This window comes from Streptococcus jiangnanensis, from assembly GCF_040888325.1.
GTDB classification, from domain to species: Bacteria; Bacillota; Bacilli; order Lactobacillales; family Streptococcaceae; genus Streptococcus; species Streptococcus jiangnanensis.
The window spans coordinates 26109-42709 of the sequence record NZ_JBFNFF010000007.1; the positions used below are offsets into that span (position 1 = coordinate 26109).

Sequence of the window (16601 nt, forward strand, 5' to 3'; positions counted from 1 at the left end):
ACAATGAAGACAAATCTTAAAGTAAATATTCTCTGGTTATTCCTTCTGTTAGCGGGTTATGGATTGATTAGTGTACTGGTTTCTGCTGGTGTTCTCAATCTATTTCATGTTCAAATTTTAGAACAAATTGGGATTAATATCATCCTTGCAGTAGGTTTGAACTTAATCGTTGGTTTTTCAGGACAATTCTCACTCGGTCATGCAGGTTTTATGGCGATTGGTGCTTATGCAGCAGCGATTATTGGTTCAAAATCACCAACCTATGGCGCCTTCTTTGGAGCGATGGTTTTGGGTGCCTTGATTTCTGGTGCAGTCGCTTTGCTCGTTGGTATTCCAACACTCCGTTTGAAGGGTGACTACCTGGCTGTTGCGACACTAGGTGTTTCAGAAATCATTCGTATCTTTATCATTAATGGTGGAAGTTTGACCAACGGTGCTGCAGGTATCTTGGGTATTCCAAACTTTACCAACTGGCAAATGGTTTATCTATTTGTGGTGATCACAACTATTGCAACTCTCAACTTCTTACGTAGTCCAATTGGACGCTCTACTCTATCTGTTCGTGAGGATGAGATTGCTGCAGAGTCTGTTGGGGTAAACACTACAAAGATCAAGATTATTGCTTTTGTCTTTGGAGCCATTACAGCAAGTATTGCTGGTTCACTTCAGGCCGGTTTTATCGGTTCTGTTGTCCCAAAAGATTACACCTTTATTAATTCCATCAACGTGTTGATTATCGTTGTATTTGGTGGACTTGGATCGATTACTGGTACCATCGTTTCAGCGATTGTTTTAGGAATTTTAAATATGCTCCTTCAGGATGTAGCAAGCGTGCGTATGATCATCTACGCTTTGGCTCTTGTATTGGTCATGATTTTCAGACCAGGTGGACTTCTTGGGACATGGGAATTGAGTCTATCACGTTTCTTTAAAAAATCTAAGAAGGAGGGACAAAACTAATGGCATTACTTGAAGTTAAACAGTTAACCAAACATTTTGGCGGTCTAACAGCTGTTGGAGATGTCACTCTTGAATTGAACGAGGGAGAATTGGTTGGTCTGATTGGACCAAACGGGGCTGGTAAAACAACCCTTTTCAATCTCTTGACCGGCGTTTATGAACCAAGCGAAGGTACTGTGACACTAGATGGACATCTCCTAAATGGGAAAACTCCCTATAAGATTGCCTCACTTGGTCTCAGTCGTACCTTCCAAAATATTCGTTTGTTCAAGGACTTGACAGTTTTGGAAAATGTTTTGATTGCATTTAGCAATCATCATAAACAACATGTTCTTGCGAGCTTCCTACGCCTACCAGCTTTTTATAAGAACGAGGAAGAATTAAAAAGCAAAGCTTTGGACTTACTGAAGATTTTTGATTTGGATGGCGACGCAGATACTCTTGCGAAGAATCTGGCCTATGGTCAACAACGTCGATTAGAAATTGTTCGTGCTCTGGCAACTGAACCTAAGATCCTCTTTTTGGACGAACCTGCAGCTGGTATGAATCCACAAGAAACAGCTGAATTGACAGAATTGATCCGTCGTATCAAAGATGAATTTAAAATTACCATCATGCTGATCGAACATGACATGAATTTGGTTATGGAAGTCACTGAGCGTATCTATGTTCTTGAATATGGTCGGTTGATTGCTCATGGGACTCCGGATGAGATCAAGAACAACAAACGCGTTATTGAAGCTTATCTAGGAGGTGAAGCCTAATGTCTATGTTAAAAGTTGAAAACCTCTCTGTGCATTACGGTATGATCCAAGCAGTTCGTGATGTAAGTTTCGAGGTTAATGAAGGTGAAGTTGTTTCCTTGATTGGTGCCAATGGTGCTGGTAAAACAACCATTCTTCGTACCCTTTCAGGTTTAGTTCGTCCAAGTGCTGGTAAAATTCAGTTTTTGGGAAAAGAAATTCAAAAGTTGCCAGCGCAAAAAATCGTGGCAGGTGGTCTTTCACAAGTTCCTGAGGGACGCCATGTTTTTCCAGGCTTGACTGTTATGGAAAACTTGGAAATGGGAGCCTTTTTAAAGAAAAATCGTGAAGAAAATCAAGCTAACTTGAAAAAAGTCTTTTCACGTTTCCCTCGTCTGGAAGAACGTAAAAACCAAGATGCAGCAACTCTTTCAGGTGGTGAACAGCAGATGCTTGCTATGGGACGCGCTCTCATGTCTACACCTAAGCTCCTTCTCTTGGATGAGCCGTCAATGGGACTTGCCCCTATCTTTATCCAAGAAATTTTTGATATCATTCAAGATATTCAGAAGCAAGGAACAACAGTTCTCCTAATTGAACAGAACGCTAACAAGGCTCTTGCTATCTCTGACCGTGGTTATGTACTTGAAACAGGCAAGATCGTCCTATCAGGAACAGGAAAAGAGCTCGCAGCATCAGATGAAGTCAGAAAAGCATATCTAGGTGGCTAAAAAGGTCCCGGGGACCTTTTTAGTCGGCAGATAAGGATTGCGCAAGTAATCATCCAATCCAGTGGATTGTTTTATAGTCGGTAGATGAGAGTTGCGAAAGCAATTTCCCTATAGACCCGGGGGACCTTTTTAGTCGGCAGATAAGGATTGCAACCAAGCGAAACCTAATACGACTACTTATCAAAAATATAAAATATTTCAGGGCTCCAGAATAAGGAGCTCTTTTATTTATATGTTTTTGAGGAAAGGGAAGAAGGCCTTAATTTTTACTCATTGTTTCCCTATTTGAATTGACAGTCATTTTTGTTCATATTATAATATGAGTAAGAAAAAATTGAACAGGAGGACTGAGAAATGCTAACAGAGAAACAATTTAAACTTTTGCGTTTTATGTTGATACATAAAGAAAAGACCTTTACTCAGAGACAGTTAGCTGAAGAGTTAGACCTATCTTTAGGAACAATTAACACATTATTGAAAAAACTGAAAGAAGAGAAGTGGGTTGATGAGGAGCTTCACTTAACCGAACTGGGCCAAAAAGTTTTAGAACCCTATCGAGTAGAAAATGCCATTATAATGGCTGCTGGCATGAGTAGTCGTTTTGCTCCTTTGTCTTATGAGATTCCAAAAGGATTGCTTCAAGTCAAGGGGGAACGCTTGATAGAGAGGGAAATCAGACAGCTGCAAGAAGCAGGAATAGAAGATATAACTGTTATTGTAGGCTATCTTCAAGAAAAAATGTTCTATCTTGCAGAGAAGTTTGGTGTAAAAATTGTAGTGAATAATGATTACTACAAATACAATAACTGCTCATCTCTTATGTTGGTTAAAGATCAACTTTCCAACACTTATATTTGTTCATCGGATAATTATTTTGTGGAAAATCCGTTTGAGCAATATATTTATAGTGGTTATTACTCGACGATATTTGCAGAAGGTCAAACGGACGAATATTGTGCGATAGAGGATTCGAATCACACCATCATTGATATCCAAATTGGTGGAGAAAATACTTGGGCCATGGTGGGGCACGTTTATTTTGACCGTGCATTTAGCAAGAAATTCAAGGAAATTTTAGAAACCGAGTTTAAACACGAACCTTATCGTGAACAGCTTTGGGAGGATTACTATAGTCGCCATGTCAAGGAACTACTTTTAGAAGCACGCCACTATTCAGCGGATATTGTTAAAGAATTCGACTCTCTAGATGAACTCCGTCAATTTGATGAACGTTATTTGGTAAATGCAGACTCAGCTATTATCGATAATATCTGTAAGACATTAAAGTGTGTGGCTTCAGATATTGTCAATATCAAACCTCTAAAAGATGGGTTAACCAACACATCATTTTCATTTGACTGTCTAGGAAAAAGATATGTTTACCGTCATCCGGGCAGGGGAACGGAAAATTATATCGACCGAGCTAGTGAAGCAGCTTCAATGGAAATTGCTGCAAAATTAAAGATTGACCGTACCTTCGTAGCTATGAACAAGGATGAGGGCTGGAAAATTTCAGAATTTATTCCCAATGCTAAGCAACTGGATTATGATAATTGGGATGATGTGACACAAGCAATGGACCTCTTGAGACGCTTACACCAATCTGGAGAAAAAACGGAACATTCCTTTGACCAATTTGAGGGAATTGATGATTTTAGAGAAAAATTGAAGGCTAGAAATCGATTTGAGTTTGATGGCCTCGAGGACTTGGATAAAACTGTTTCACTTCTCAAAAACTATTTACAGAATGATCCGAAACAGGTTGTTCTTTGTCATGGAGATTCCTATAGTCCTAATTTCTTGTTGAATGAAGCAGGCGAAATGAGCTTGATTGATTGGGAATATTCTGGAATGGGAGAGCCAGCAGGAGATTTGGGGACCTTTATCGCTTGTTCCAATTATACCGTAGAGGATGCTGAAAAAGTACTGGAATTGTATTTGCAAGAAGTACCAGATAAGAAAAACAAACGTCACTATTTGGCTTATGTAGCAGTAACCTCATATTATTGGTTCTTGTGGGCTTTGTTCCAGGAGAGTGTCGGAAAACCAGTTGGTGAATTTCTCTACATCTGGTATCGCTATACCAAACAATATGGACAACTAGCTCTTGATTTGTATTTGGAGGAAAACTAAGATGAAAACGACATCTGAAATTGAAGAATTAGTAGCAACTGAAACAAAGAGAAGATTGGAAGAAATGGAGTCGCCAAACTACGAGTTTGTTCAACCCTTCCTAAAAAGTGATTTCATTTTAATCATCTCCATAGTCCTAATCAACCTTATTTTGATTATCTTAGCAATGACGGGAGGAATTCAATAACATGTCTAAAATGAATGACTATATCCAACAAGAAACCATAACCGGAATTGTTCCCATGACCAATAAGGATCGTCAGTATTCTTTCTGGGATCTCTTTCTATCGACAAGTGGTTTTGCCATTGCTACTTGGTGTTATACCCAAGGAGCCTATGTAGCTCAATATTTGACCTTTAATCAAATGTTGATAAATATTTTTAGCTTTAACATTATCTGGGTCTTCATTGAATGTCTTCCTATTTTGTTTGCGGTTAAGTATGGAATTGATTTGTGGATTTGGTTGAGAGCTGTTCTAGGAAAAAGAGGTGTAGCCCTGTTATCAACCATTATTAGCTTGGCTAACTTTGGATGGTATGCTGTTGCGGCCAATCTTTTTGCTAGTTCCATGATCCATTTGGCAAATAATTTTGGTCTTGGTTTGGACAAGGGAGTATGGGCGCCTATTCTTGGTACCCTCTGTGTTCTGCTTGGAACTCTCATTGCTCTTGGTGGCCCAGAAGTGATTAAATGGACCAATCGCTTCTTGGTTATCGCCTTATTGATTGTCGGTCTCATTATCGTTGGAATCTGCTTTGTCGCCGTTCCTATAACGGATATTATGAATATCCAACCAGCCACTCAAGGAGATTTGACGCCATTAGAACGCTTCATGCTCTCCGGAGAAGGAAATGTTGCCTTTGCCTTTTCTTGGTCTACACAAGCATTGGTTTTACCACGTTTAGCAAAATCAGAACGCAGTGGTTATTGGGCTACAGCCTTATCATACGGAGTTGTGGCTCCATTCTTCGTTGCGACAGGTGGAGTCATGGCTCTAGCCATGTTTGTCAAAACAGGCGTGTATGAAAGTGATCCAACAACCATGCTATCAACTCTAAGCACCCCAGCCTTTGCTCTCTTAAGTCTACTACTAGTAGCCTTTGCTAATATTGGAACCCAGGGGACAGGATCATACGTGAACTGTATGATTGTAAAAAGTGGGATGCCCAAAGTAAGCTATAAACTAATGGTTTGGATTGCCATGGTTTACGTGAGTCTACTCACTATCTGGGGAGGAGTAGAAGAGTATTTCGGATCCTTCATCTCCCTAGCAGCCTATATTCAGGGGCCAATTATTGGTATGATTGTTGTCGACTATTTTATCTTAAGAAAACGAAAACTCGACTTGCGTTCAGCCTATTTCCTTGAAGGGCATGACGCCTACGAATTTACTAAAGGATTTAACTTAGTTGGCTTGTCTTGCGTATTTATCTCCTTATTGGTAGCGGTACTATTTGTCTACAACCCTGTAACTGCACAAATTCAAAGTCCAATCTTTTTAATTACAACGGGTAGCGGATTTACTGCGCTATTTGGTGGTCTACTATACTGGCTAGCCAGTCTTAGCCTACTGAAACGTTATATGATAAAAGATCGAGACACTGTTACTATTTAAGAAGAGAGGGGACTACGGTTCCCTCTTAATTTATACTGGCATTTTATGCAAATTTCTCAGATTATTCAAAATCTTGAAAAAGAGATGAAAGCGTTTGATAGATTTTCTAAGAAAGTGTATAATAAAAGTAGCAATATAGAAGGAGAAGTCTCATGGCAGTTAAAGATTTCATGACCCGTAAGGTAGTTTATATCAGTCCAGATACGACTGTAGCACACGCAGCAGATTTGATGCGCGAGCAAGGTTTGCACCGTTTACCTGTTATCGAAAACGATCAATTAGTCGGATTGGTAACAGAAGGAACCATTGCGGAAGCCAGCCCATCTAAAGCAACCAGTCTCTCTATCTATGAGATGAATTATCTTCTGAATAAAACCAAAGTAAAAGATGTAATGATTCGAGATGTCGTGACGGTTTCTGGCTATGCTAGTCTAGAAGATGCGACCTACCTGATGCTGAAAAATAAAATTGGGATATTACCAGTCGTAGACAATCATCAGGTCTACGGTGTCATTACAGATCGCGATGTTTTTCAGGCTTTCTTGGAAATCGCCGGATACGGAGAAGAGGGGATTCGGGTTCGTTTCATTACAGAAAATGAAGTCGGAGTACTGGGGAAAATTGTAGCTTTAATTGTAGAAGAGGATTTAAATATTTCCCATACTGTAAACATTCCACGTAAGGATGGCAAGGTCGTCATCGAAGTTCAAATTGATGGAAAAATCGATTTGACTTCATTAAAAGATAAGTTTGAAAAAGAAGGAATTCAAGTGGAGGAGATTACTCATACCTCTGCCAAAGTCCTTTAAACAAGAGGCTTTAGAGCCTCTTTTCTTCTGCCATCAAAAGCTGTGAAAAGCAAAATATGGAAAGAAATGAGAGATTATGGTATAATAAAACGATATGAAAAGGAGTATCTATGGACATTTCAGAAATTCGTCAAAAAATTGACGCAAATCGTGAAAAATTAGCTTCTTTTAGGGGGTCTCTTTGACCTCGAAGGCTTAGAGGAAGAGATTGCCATCTTGGAAAACAAGATGACAGAACCTGATTTTTGGAACGATAATATCGCGGCCCAAAAAACGTCGCAAGAATTAAATGAATTAAAAAACACCTACAACACCTTCCGTAAAATGGAAGAGTTGCAGGATGAAGTTGAGATTTTATTGGACTTTTTAGCAGAAGACGAGTCAGTCCATGATGAACTGGTCGAACAGTTGACAGAACTGGATAAGATGATGAACAGCTACGAGATGACCCTTCTCTTGTCAGAACCTTATGACCATAATAATGCAATCTTAGAAATCCATCCAGGATCTGGTGGTACTGAGGCACAGGACTGGGGCGATATGTTGCTTCGTATGTATACTCGTTATGGAAATGCCAAAGGCTTTAAAGTAGAAGTCTTGGATTACCAGGCTGGTGATGAAGCAGGTATCAAGTCTGTGACCTTGTCTTTTGAAGGCCCCAATGCATACGGCCTACTTAAATCAGAAATGGGTGTTCACCGTTTGGTCCGTATTTCGCCATTTGACTCTGCCAAACGTCGCCATACTTCATTTACATCCGTAGAGGTTATGCCTGAGTTGGATGATACCATCGAAGTGGAGATTCGTGAAGATGATATCAAAATGGATACCTTCCGTTCAGGTGGCGCTGGTGGACAAAACGTCAATAAGGTTTCAACAGGTGTGCGTTTGACACACATTCCTACGGGAACTGTCGTCCAATCAACGGTCGATCGTACCCAGTATGGAAATAGAGATCGTGCCATGAAGATGTTGCAGGCTAAGCTCTATCAAATGGAGCAAGAAAAGAAAGCTGCGGAAGTTGATTCCCTTAAAGGTGAGAAAAAAGAAATCACATGGGGAAGCCAAATCCGTTCATATGTTTTCACGCCTTATACTATGGTAAAAGATCACCGTACAAGCTTTGAAGTTGCTCAGGTAGATAAGGTGATGGATGGAGACCTTGATGGTTTTATCGATGCCTACCTCAAGTGGCGAATCAGCTAAGATAGAAAGGAACTCATATGTCAATCATTGAAATGAGAGATGTTGTCAAAAAGTATGACAATGGAACGACTGCCCTGCGTGGAGTATCTGTTACCATTGAACCAGGAGAGTTTGCCTATATCGTAGGACCTTCTGGGGCAGGTAAGTCAACCTTTATTCGAGCTTTATACCGAGAAGTAAAGATCGAAAAAGGAAGCCTAACAGTTGCAGGCTTTAATTTAGTTAAAATTAAGAAGAAAGATGTTCCATTACTACGTCGTAGTGTTGGGGTAGTCTTTCAGGATTACAAACTCTTGCCTAAGAAGACCGTTTATGAGAATATTGCCTATGCAATGGAAGTAATCGGTGAGAGCCGTCGCAACATCAAAAAACGTGTTATGGAAGTATTGGACCTGGTTGGTTTGAAACATAAGGTTCGCTCTTTCCCTAATGAACTCTCAGGTGGAGAGCAGCAACGGATTGCGATTGCTCGCGCGATTGTCAACAATCCTAAAGTATTGATTGCCGATGAGCCAACAGGAAACTTGGACCCAGATAATTCATGGGAAATTATGAATCTGTTGGAACGCATCAATCTCCAAGGTACTACTGTCTTGATGGCGACTCACAATAGCCAGATTGTAAATACCTTGCGCCACCGTGTCATTGCCATTGAAAATGGCCGTGTCGTTCGTGACGAAGCTAAAGGAGAATATGGATACGATGATTAGTAGATTTTTTCGCCATTTATTTGAATCATTAAAAAGTTTAAAACGAAATGGCTGGATGACAGTAGCAGCAGTAAGTTCGGTTATGATTACCTTAACCCTCGTTGCCCTGTTTGCATCTGTAATTTTTAATACAGCAAAACTGGCTACCGATATTGAAAACAACGTTCGGGTAATGGTTTACATTCGTAAGGATGTAGCGGATAATAGTGAAACGATTGTAAAAGAAGGTCAGACAGTTACCAATAATGACTACCACAAGGTTTATGATGCTTTGAAAGCTATACCTGCTGTTAAGAGTGTTACCTTCTCAAGTAAAGAAGAACAGTACGAAAAACTAACGGAAACAATGGGTGACGATTGGAAGGTCTTTGAAGGGGATGCAAATCCTCTCTATGATGCTTATATCGTCGATACAAATTCTCCGAGTGATGTTAAAACGGTAGCTGAAGAAGCTAAGAAAATTGAGGGAGTATCAGAGGTTCAAGATGGTGGAGCCAACACTCAACGACTTTTTGAACTAGCTTCCTTTATCCGTGTTTGGGGATTGGTTATTGCAGGGCTCTTAATTTTTATCGCAGTCTTCCTCATTTCCAATACCATTCGTATCACCATTATTTCACGTAGTCGTGAGATTCAGATCATGCGTCTGGTAGGAGCGAAAAATGGCTATATCCGTGGTCCATTCTTGCTAGAAGGTGCTTTTATTGGCTTGCTTGGTGCAGCGATTCCTTCAGTCCTTGTATTCTTTGTTTACAATATGGTTTATCAATCGGTCAATAAATCCTTGGTAGGTCAAAACTTGTCAATGATTACGCCAGATGTGTTTATCCCTCTGATGACAGTCCTATTATTTATAATCGGAATTTTCATTGGTTCAATTGGTTCAGGGATTTCGATGCGTCGATTCTTGAAGATCTAGTTGGATTTAAATGCAAATTGCAGTACAAATCAGAAAAATAATACATATTTAAAAGAGAAGTTTTTGTAAACTTCTCTTTTTCCTTTTTAAAAATTAAAAAAAATAGACAATTTTTTTATAAAAGCCTTTACAAAAAAAATAAAAGTGGTATAATTAATACATAACCAAATGCAAACGTTTTCGTAAAACGTTTGCCTAAATAAAATAAAGGAGATTTGAATGATGAAAGCTACATTCAAAAATGTCTTGTCTTTCGAATTTTGGCAAAAATTCGGTAAGGCTTTAATGGTGGTTATCGCCGTTATGCCAGCGGCGGGATTGATGATCTCAATCGGTAAATCAATCGTGATGATCGACCCAAACCTTGCTCCTCTAGTGATTACAGGTGGAATCCTTGAGCAAATTGGTTGGGGGGTTATCGGTAACCTTCATATCTTGTTTGCCCTTGCTATTGGGGGAAGCTGGGCAAAAGAACGTGCAGGTGGTGCATTTGCAGCTGGACTTGCCTTTATCTTGATTAACCGTATCACAGGTGCTATCTTCGGTGTTACAGGTGATATGTTGAAAAACCCTGAAGCAATGGTTACTACCTTCTTTGGTGGTTCAATCAAGGTTGCTGACTACTTTATCAGCGTTCTTGAGGCACCAGCTCTTAACATGGGGGTTTTTGTAGGGATTATCTCTGGTTTTGTTGGGGCAACAGCTTATAACAAATACTACAACTTCCGTAAACTTCCTGATGCCCTTTCATTCTTCAATGGTAAACGTTTCGTACCATTCGTCGTTATTCTTCGTTCAGCTATTGCTGCAATTCTACTTGCTGCCTTTTGGCCAGTAGTTCAAACAGGTATCAACAACTTCGGTATTTGGATTGCCAACTCACAAGAAACTGCTCCAGTCCTTGCACCATTCTTGTATGGTACTTTGGAACGTTTGCTCTTGCCATTCGGTCTTCACCACATGTTGACAATCCCAATGAACTATACAGCTCTTGGTGGAACATACGAAGTGTTAACTGGTGCAGCAAAAGGAACACAAGTATTTGGTCAAGATCCCCTTTGGCTTGCATGGGTAACTGACCTTGTTAACCTTAAAGGTTCAAATGCTGACCAATACCAACACCTTCTTACAACAGTCACTCCAGCTCGTTTCAAAGTTGGACAAATGATCGGTTCATTTGGTATCTTGATGGGTGTCATCGTTGCTATCTACCGCAATGTTGATGCTGACAAGAAACACCAATACAAGGGTATGATGATTGCGACAGCCCTTGCAACATTCTTGACAGGGGTTACTGAACCTATCGAGTATATGTTCATGTTCATCGCAACACCGCTTTACCTTGTTTATTCAGTAGTTCAAGGTGCTGCCTTTGCTATGGCAGATATTGTTCACCTTCGTGTCCACTCATTCGGTTCAATTGAATTCTTGACTCGTACACCATTGGCAATTAATGCTGGTATTGGTATGGATATCGTTAACTTTATCTGGGTAACTGTTCTCTTTGCGGTTATCATGTACTTCATTGCCAACTTCATGATCAAGAAATTCAACTACGCAACTCCAGGACGTAACGGAAACTACGAAACAGCTGAAGGAGCATCAGAAGAAGCAGCTTCTGGAACTCCAAAAGTTGCAGCAGCTTCTCAAGCCGTAAATATCATTAACCTTCTTGGTGGTCGTGCAAATATCGTAGATGTGGATGCATGTATGACTCGTCTTCGTGTAACTGTTAAAGACGCAGATCGCGTTGGTACTGAGGAACAATGGAAAGCAGAAGGAGCTATGGGGCTTGTCATGAAAGGACAAGGTGTCCAAGCTATCTACGGACCAAAAGCTGATGTATTGAAATCTGATATCCAAGATATCCTTGACTCAGGTGAAGTAATTCCTGAAACTCTTCCAAGTCAAATGACAGAAACTCAACAAAATACTGTCCATTTCAAAGGTGTAACTGAGGAAGTTTACTCAGTAGCTGACGGTCAAGTTGTTGCCTTGGAACAAGTGGAAGATCCAGTTTTTGCTCAAAAAATGATGGGTGATGGATTTGCAGTAGAGCCAGCAAATGGCAACATTGTATCTCCAGTTACTGGTACTGTATCAAGTATCTTCCCAACAAAACACGCTCTTGGTCTTGTCACTGACTCAGGTCTTGAAGTGCTTGTTCATATTGGTTTGGATACAGTAAGTCTTGAAGGAAAACCATTTACTGTTCATGTCTCTGAAGGACAAAAAGTGGTTGCTGGTGATCTTCTTGTCACAGCTGACTTGGATGCTATTCGAGAAGCAGGACGCAAAACATCAACAGTGGTTGTCTTCACAAATGGTGATGTCCTCAAATCAGTTAAATTAGAACAAACAGGTTCTCTTGCAGCTAAAACAGCAGTTGCTAAAGTAGAATTGTAATATACTTGGGGTTGGAAGCTGTTTTCCAACCTCTTGTTTTAGGAGAAAAGCATGAAATTTCTAACACTCAATACCCACAGTTGGATGGAGAAGGAAGCAGAGGAAAAATTCCAAATCTTACTCCAAGACATTCTTGATAAGGATTATGATTTGATTTGTTTCCAAGAAATCAATCAAGAAATGACTTCGCCTGAGGGAGAGGTTAACAATCACTATCAAGCTTTACCATCAGCAGAACCCATTCATCAGGATCACTATGTCCGACTTCTGGTTGAAAAATTGGCTGAGAAAGGGAAAAACTACTACTGGACTTGGGCTTACAATCATATTGGCTATGACCGCTACCATGAAGGCGTAGCTATCTTATCTAAAACACCTATTAAGGCGCGTGAGATTTTGGTATCAGATGTAGATGATCCAACGGACTACCATACTCGTCGCGTTGCCTTGGCTGAGACAGAGGTTGAAGGTAAGGAACTTGCTCTTGCAAGCGTTCATCTCTCTTGGTGGGATAAAGGTTTCCAAGAAGAATGGGCACGATTTGAGGCTGTACTAAAAGAGTTGAACAAACCTCTGATTTTAGCAGGTGATTTTAATAATCCAGCTGGTCAGGAAGGCTATCAAGCGATTTTAGCTAGCCCATTAGGATTACAAGACGCGTTTGAAGTTGCGAAAGAAAGAAGTGGTAGCTACACCGTTCCACCAGAAATTGATGGTTGGAAAGGCAATACCGAGCCATTACGAATCGACTACGTCTTTACGACCAAAGAGTTAGAAGTAGAGAGTTTGCAAGTAGTTTTTGATGGCCAAAATAGTCCACAAGTCAGTGATCATTATGGTTTGAATGCTGTATTGACCTGGAAATAATGAAAGAGGTTGGAACCAGAGAGTTCCAACTTTTTAATCTATTCGAATCTTTACTACAGGACTGAGACTCAAATGGGGCTACTGCAATAGGACAAAATATGGTATAATTGAAAGGATAGAATCGAGGATAGTATGTCATTTAAGAAATTTCAATTTAAAAATTATATAGTAGAAGCCTTGGAGGAGTTGAAGTTTACGACTCCTACCGAGGTTCAGGAAAAGTTGATTCCTATTGTCTTGGCAGGTCGTGACTTGGTGGGCGAGTCAAAAACAGGTTCAGGAAAGACTCATACTTTCTTATTACCCATTTTCCAGCAATTAGATGAAACTAGCGATAGTGTGCAAGCGGTCATTACTGCACCAAGTCGTGAGTTGGCCACTCAAATCTACCAAGCAGCTCGTCAGATTGCAGTTCACTCAGATGTCGAAGTTCGTGTGGTTAATTATGTAGGTGGTACGGATAAGGCGCGTCAGATTGAAAAACTTGCCAGCAACCAACCACATATCGTTATCGGAACACCGGGTCGTATCTATGACTTGGTCAAATCTGGTGATTTGGCTATTCACAAGGCCAAGACCTTTGTAGTTGATGAAGCAGATATGACCTTGGATATGGGATTCTTGGAAACCGTTGATAAGATTGCAGGGAGCCTTCCAAAAGACTTGCAATTCATGGTTTTTTCAGCGACGATTCCTCAAAAATTGCAACCATTCTTGAAGAAATACTTGTCAAATCCTGTCATGGAAAAAATCAAGACTAAAACAGTTATCTCAGCTACCATTGATAACTGGTTGATTTCGACCAAGGGCCGCGACAAAAATGCTCAGATTTACCAGCTGACTCAGTTGATGCAGCCTTATTTAGCAATGATTTTTGTTAACACAAAAACGCGTGCTGATGAGTTACATGCCTACTTGACTGCTCAAGGCTTGAAGGTGGCAAAGATTCATGGAGATATTGCCCCTCGTGAACGTAAGCGAATCATGAATCAGGTGAAAAATCTGGATTTTGAGTACATTGTCGCAACGGACTTGGCAGCGCGTGGAATTGACATTGAAGGGGTCAGTCATGTTATCAATGATGCCATTCCGCAAGACTTGTCCTTCTTTGTTCACCGTGTTGGACGAACTGGGCGCAACGGACTGCCTGGTACAGCGATTACCCTTTACCAGCCAAGTGATGACTCGGATATCCGTGAGTTGGAGAAATTAGGGATCAAGTTTACTCCTAAGATGGTCAAAGATGGAGAGTTTCAAGATACCTATGACCGTGATCGTCGTGCTAATCGTGAAAAGAAGCAGGACAAGCTTGATATTGAAATGATTGGCTTGGTTAAAAAGAAAAAGAAAAAAGTCAAACCAGGCTATAAGAAGAAGATTCAATGGGCGGTGGATGAAAAACGTCGCAAAACCAAGCGTGCTGAAAATCGTGCTCGTGGCCGTGCCGAGCGCAAAGCCAAACGCCAAACATTTTAAAAACTCAGTAGAATCACCTGATTCTACTGAGTTTTTATTTCCTGAAGTATTCGATAGAACTAATAATTATATACTTAAAAAAATTTGATTTATAAAACAGTATTAGCTTTAAAACTTGTTTTTAGACCAATATTTTATTGAAATTGTAAGGAAAAAAATTGAAAACTATACAAATTTGTGTTATCATACTATAAAACAATCGGATTATACCATTTGATCCGTGAAAAGAAAAGGGGACTTCTATGGATAAATCATTTATGAAACAACAACGTTTTTCATTCCGTAAAATGAAAGTTGGGTTGGCTTCTGTAGCAATTTTGTTTGCTTTTGCTCAGGTTGGACAGGTGTCTGCAGATGAAACAACAAAACCGGCATCTGCTTCAACTGAAACAGTAAAGAAAACTGAAGCAAGTAAATCGGCAGTCGAAGCTGCTGTGGCAGAAATTAAAGCTGATGAGGCGAAACCAGTCGTTAACAAATCAGATGCAAAACCTGGAGAACTTGTTGATGTTTCTAAGAATGTTTCACCTATTGACGTGAAAGAACGCCAAGAAGGTGATCAAAAGATTCATGAAGAAACTGCAACAGTCGAAGTTACAAAGACAGAAGTGGCTCCTGTAAAAAGCGAAGAACTTCTTGCTCCAAAGACTGAAACAACTGAGAGTACAGTGAGCGGGAAAGATGAAGATGGAAATTCTTATACCCAATATGAACGTGTTGATAAAACAACTACAGTCGAAATCAAGAAAGCGACAAGAACAATTTCAAAATCTAACTCTGCCGATATCGTTTTTGTTGTTGACCGTTCAGCATCTATGTCTCGAACTATTGACACTGTCCGTAACAATATCAATGAGTTTGCAAGAAATCTTGCTAAAGATGGAGTAGCAGCACGTTTTGGATTAGCTACCTTTAGTGATGAAGTATTTGGACGTATAGGTGGATTAGCAGATGAGGGTACAATTTTAACAAAATTTAATGAATCTTATTTTACCTCTGACCCAGCTGAGCTTGAAAAAGCCTTAGCAGGCATTAAGCTTGCACATGGTGGAGACTTCCCTGAAACATCTACACCTACTCTTACACAAATTGTTTCAACCTACGACTGGTCTAAGTCACCTAAAAATAAAAAGTTTGTCGTATTGTTGACAGATGCTCCAATGAAGGAGGATCCTTCAATTCCAACGATGGCGAATACTCTTGCGTCTTTGAAAGCCGCAAAAATCGAAAGAATTGTTGCAACTTCGACAGGGACCGATATTAGCTATAAAGATTTTGTATCTGAAGGTCGATTAATGAATATTAATCGTAACTTGGCTGATTCTTTAACTAAGGATGCAACTACATGGATTGTTGAAACTGTGACTGAAGGACACAATTACAAGGTAACGAAAGATAATTACCAATTTTACCTAGAACGTCGTACAACACTACCTATTGCTCAGACAGGAAGTGCGACTCCAACAACCACAGTTCCGGTAGCTACAGCTTATAAAAAGGAAGTGGCGAAACTCCCTGATACAGGAAGTAATGATACAGCGAACTATGGTATTGTGGGACTTGGCCTCCTAATGGCTGGACTTGGCTTAACTGTAAGCAATAGAAAGTCTAAGGAACAGTAACCCTAACTGGAAGATTGTTTGTAAGAACATTGTGATAAAAAAATAGGTAGTTTGTAAACGAAGTATGTAGATAAACATAGGTATGACCTTCTGTATTATGGAGTACAGGCCGAATTTTTATGACGAGAAAAGAGCCGTAAGGTTCTTTTTTGATTTAGAGAAAATACTGCAAAAAAAAGTAAAAAGTGGTATAATGATAAGGTTATATAGTCCCGATAAGATGGTAGAAATTTCTATCAGTACTTTGTAACTCGCAAAGAATGACGGCTCCAAAGTCGCTCGTCCTTCTACGGTTGCCGCTATAACGCGATCACCCTATGCGCCTTACTAGCTTCAGAAATAAAAAAGTATCGTTTATATTTCTTTCGCGTCGTAACTCTTAGACGATAGAAATACCTATCAG

General features: G+C 40.0%; 14 protein-coding genes. All 14 read left to right on the forward strand.

Features of this window, described 5'->3' with window-relative positions; all coding sequences use genetic code 11:
- Positions 1–3 precede the first annotated feature (3 nt).
- The 14 genes from AB2B49_RS08365 (at position 4) to AB2B49_RS08430 (ending at position 16198) form a co-directional block, all read left to right on the forward strand.
- Positions 4–960 carry a branched-chain amino acid ABC transporter permease gene (locus tag AB2B49_RS08365; protein ID WP_000856262.1) on the forward strand — a complete coding sequence of 319 codons (957 nt, stop codon included), beginning with the start codon at positions 4–6 and terminating at the stop codon, positions 958–960.
- Entirely contained in the window at positions 960–1724 is a 765-nt protein-coding gene (locus AB2B49_RS08370; RefSeq protein WP_001186014.1) for an ABC transporter ATP-binding protein, read from the forward strand. Before AB2B49_RS08365 ends, AB2B49_RS08370 begins: the two co-directional genes overlap by 1 nt.
- Positions 1724–2434: an ABC transporter ATP-binding protein gene (locus AB2B49_RS08375; protein ID WP_000062207.1), complete on the forward strand. Its 711-nt coding sequence runs from the start codon at positions 1724–1726 to the stop codon at positions 2432–2434. Before AB2B49_RS08370 ends, AB2B49_RS08375 begins: the two co-directional genes overlap by 1 nt.
- A gap of 354 nt (positions 2435–2788) precedes the next feature.
- Positions 2789–4567, forward strand: a complete 1779-nt coding sequence (locus AB2B49_RS08380; protein WP_320692061.1) for a phosphotransferase — start codon at positions 2789–2791, stop codon at positions 4565–4567.
- 1 nt (position 4568) lies between these two features.
- Positions 4569–4754, forward strand: coding sequence for a hypothetical protein (locus AB2B49_RS08385; RefSeq protein WP_000859102.1), 186 nt, complete (start codon positions 4569–4571; stop codon positions 4752–4754).
- 1 nt (position 4755) lies between these two features.
- Positions 4756–6183 (forward strand): cytosine permease, encoded by a 1428-nt coding sequence (locus AB2B49_RS08390; protein ID WP_049504942.1) that lies wholly within the window; start codon positions 4756–4758, stop codon positions 6181–6183.
- Between the two features lie 152 nt (positions 6184–6335).
- A complete protein-coding gene (locus AB2B49_RS08395; protein WP_000268645.1) occupies positions 6336–6992 on the forward strand; it encodes a CBS domain-containing protein in 657 nt (218 codons plus the stop codon).
- Between the two features lie 110 nt (positions 6993–7102).
- Positions 7103–8198 (forward strand): peptide chain release factor 2 gene (gene prfB, locus AB2B49_RS08400; RefSeq protein ID WP_320692062.1). Its coding sequence is split into 2 segments (ribosomal slippage): positions 7103–7174 and positions 7176–8198, totalling 1095 coding nucleotides; the frame shifts between segments, so codons are not numbered across the junction.
- Positions 8199–8215: 17 nt separating this feature from the next.
- Positions 8216–8908 (forward strand): cell division ATP-binding protein FtsE, encoded by a 693-nt coding sequence (gene ftsE, locus AB2B49_RS08405; RefSeq protein WP_000022275.1) that lies wholly within the window; start codon positions 8216–8218, stop codon positions 8906–8908.
- Complete coding sequence (gene ftsX / locus AB2B49_RS08410; protein WP_049504944.1) at positions 8901–9827, forward strand: permease-like cell division protein FtsX; 927 nt, start codon at positions 8901–8903, stop codon at positions 9825–9827. Before ftsE ends, ftsX begins: the two co-directional genes overlap by 8 nt.
- Before the next feature lie 219 nt (positions 9828–10046).
- A complete protein-coding gene (locus AB2B49_RS08415; RefSeq protein ID WP_076984445.1) occupies positions 10047–12233 on the forward strand; it encodes a PTS transporter subunit IIBC in 2187 nt (728 codons plus the stop codon).
- Positions 12234–12284: 51 nt separating this feature from the next.
- Entirely contained in the window at positions 12285–13100 is an 816-nt protein-coding gene (locus AB2B49_RS08420) for an endonuclease/exonuclease/phosphatase family protein (protein ID WP_049504946.1), read from the forward strand.
- Positions 13101–13232: 132 nt separating this feature from the next.
- A complete protein-coding gene (locus AB2B49_RS08425; protein WP_049504948.1) occupies positions 13233–14576 on the forward strand; it encodes a DEAD/DEAH box helicase in 1344 nt (447 codons plus the stop codon).
- A 242-nt stretch (positions 14577–14818) separates the two neighbouring features.
- Positions 14819–16198: a VWA domain-containing protein gene (locus AB2B49_RS08430; protein ID WP_320692063.1), complete on the forward strand. Its 1380-nt coding sequence runs from the start codon at positions 14819–14821 to the stop codon at positions 16196–16198.
- Positions 16199–16601 lie beyond the last annotated feature (403 nt).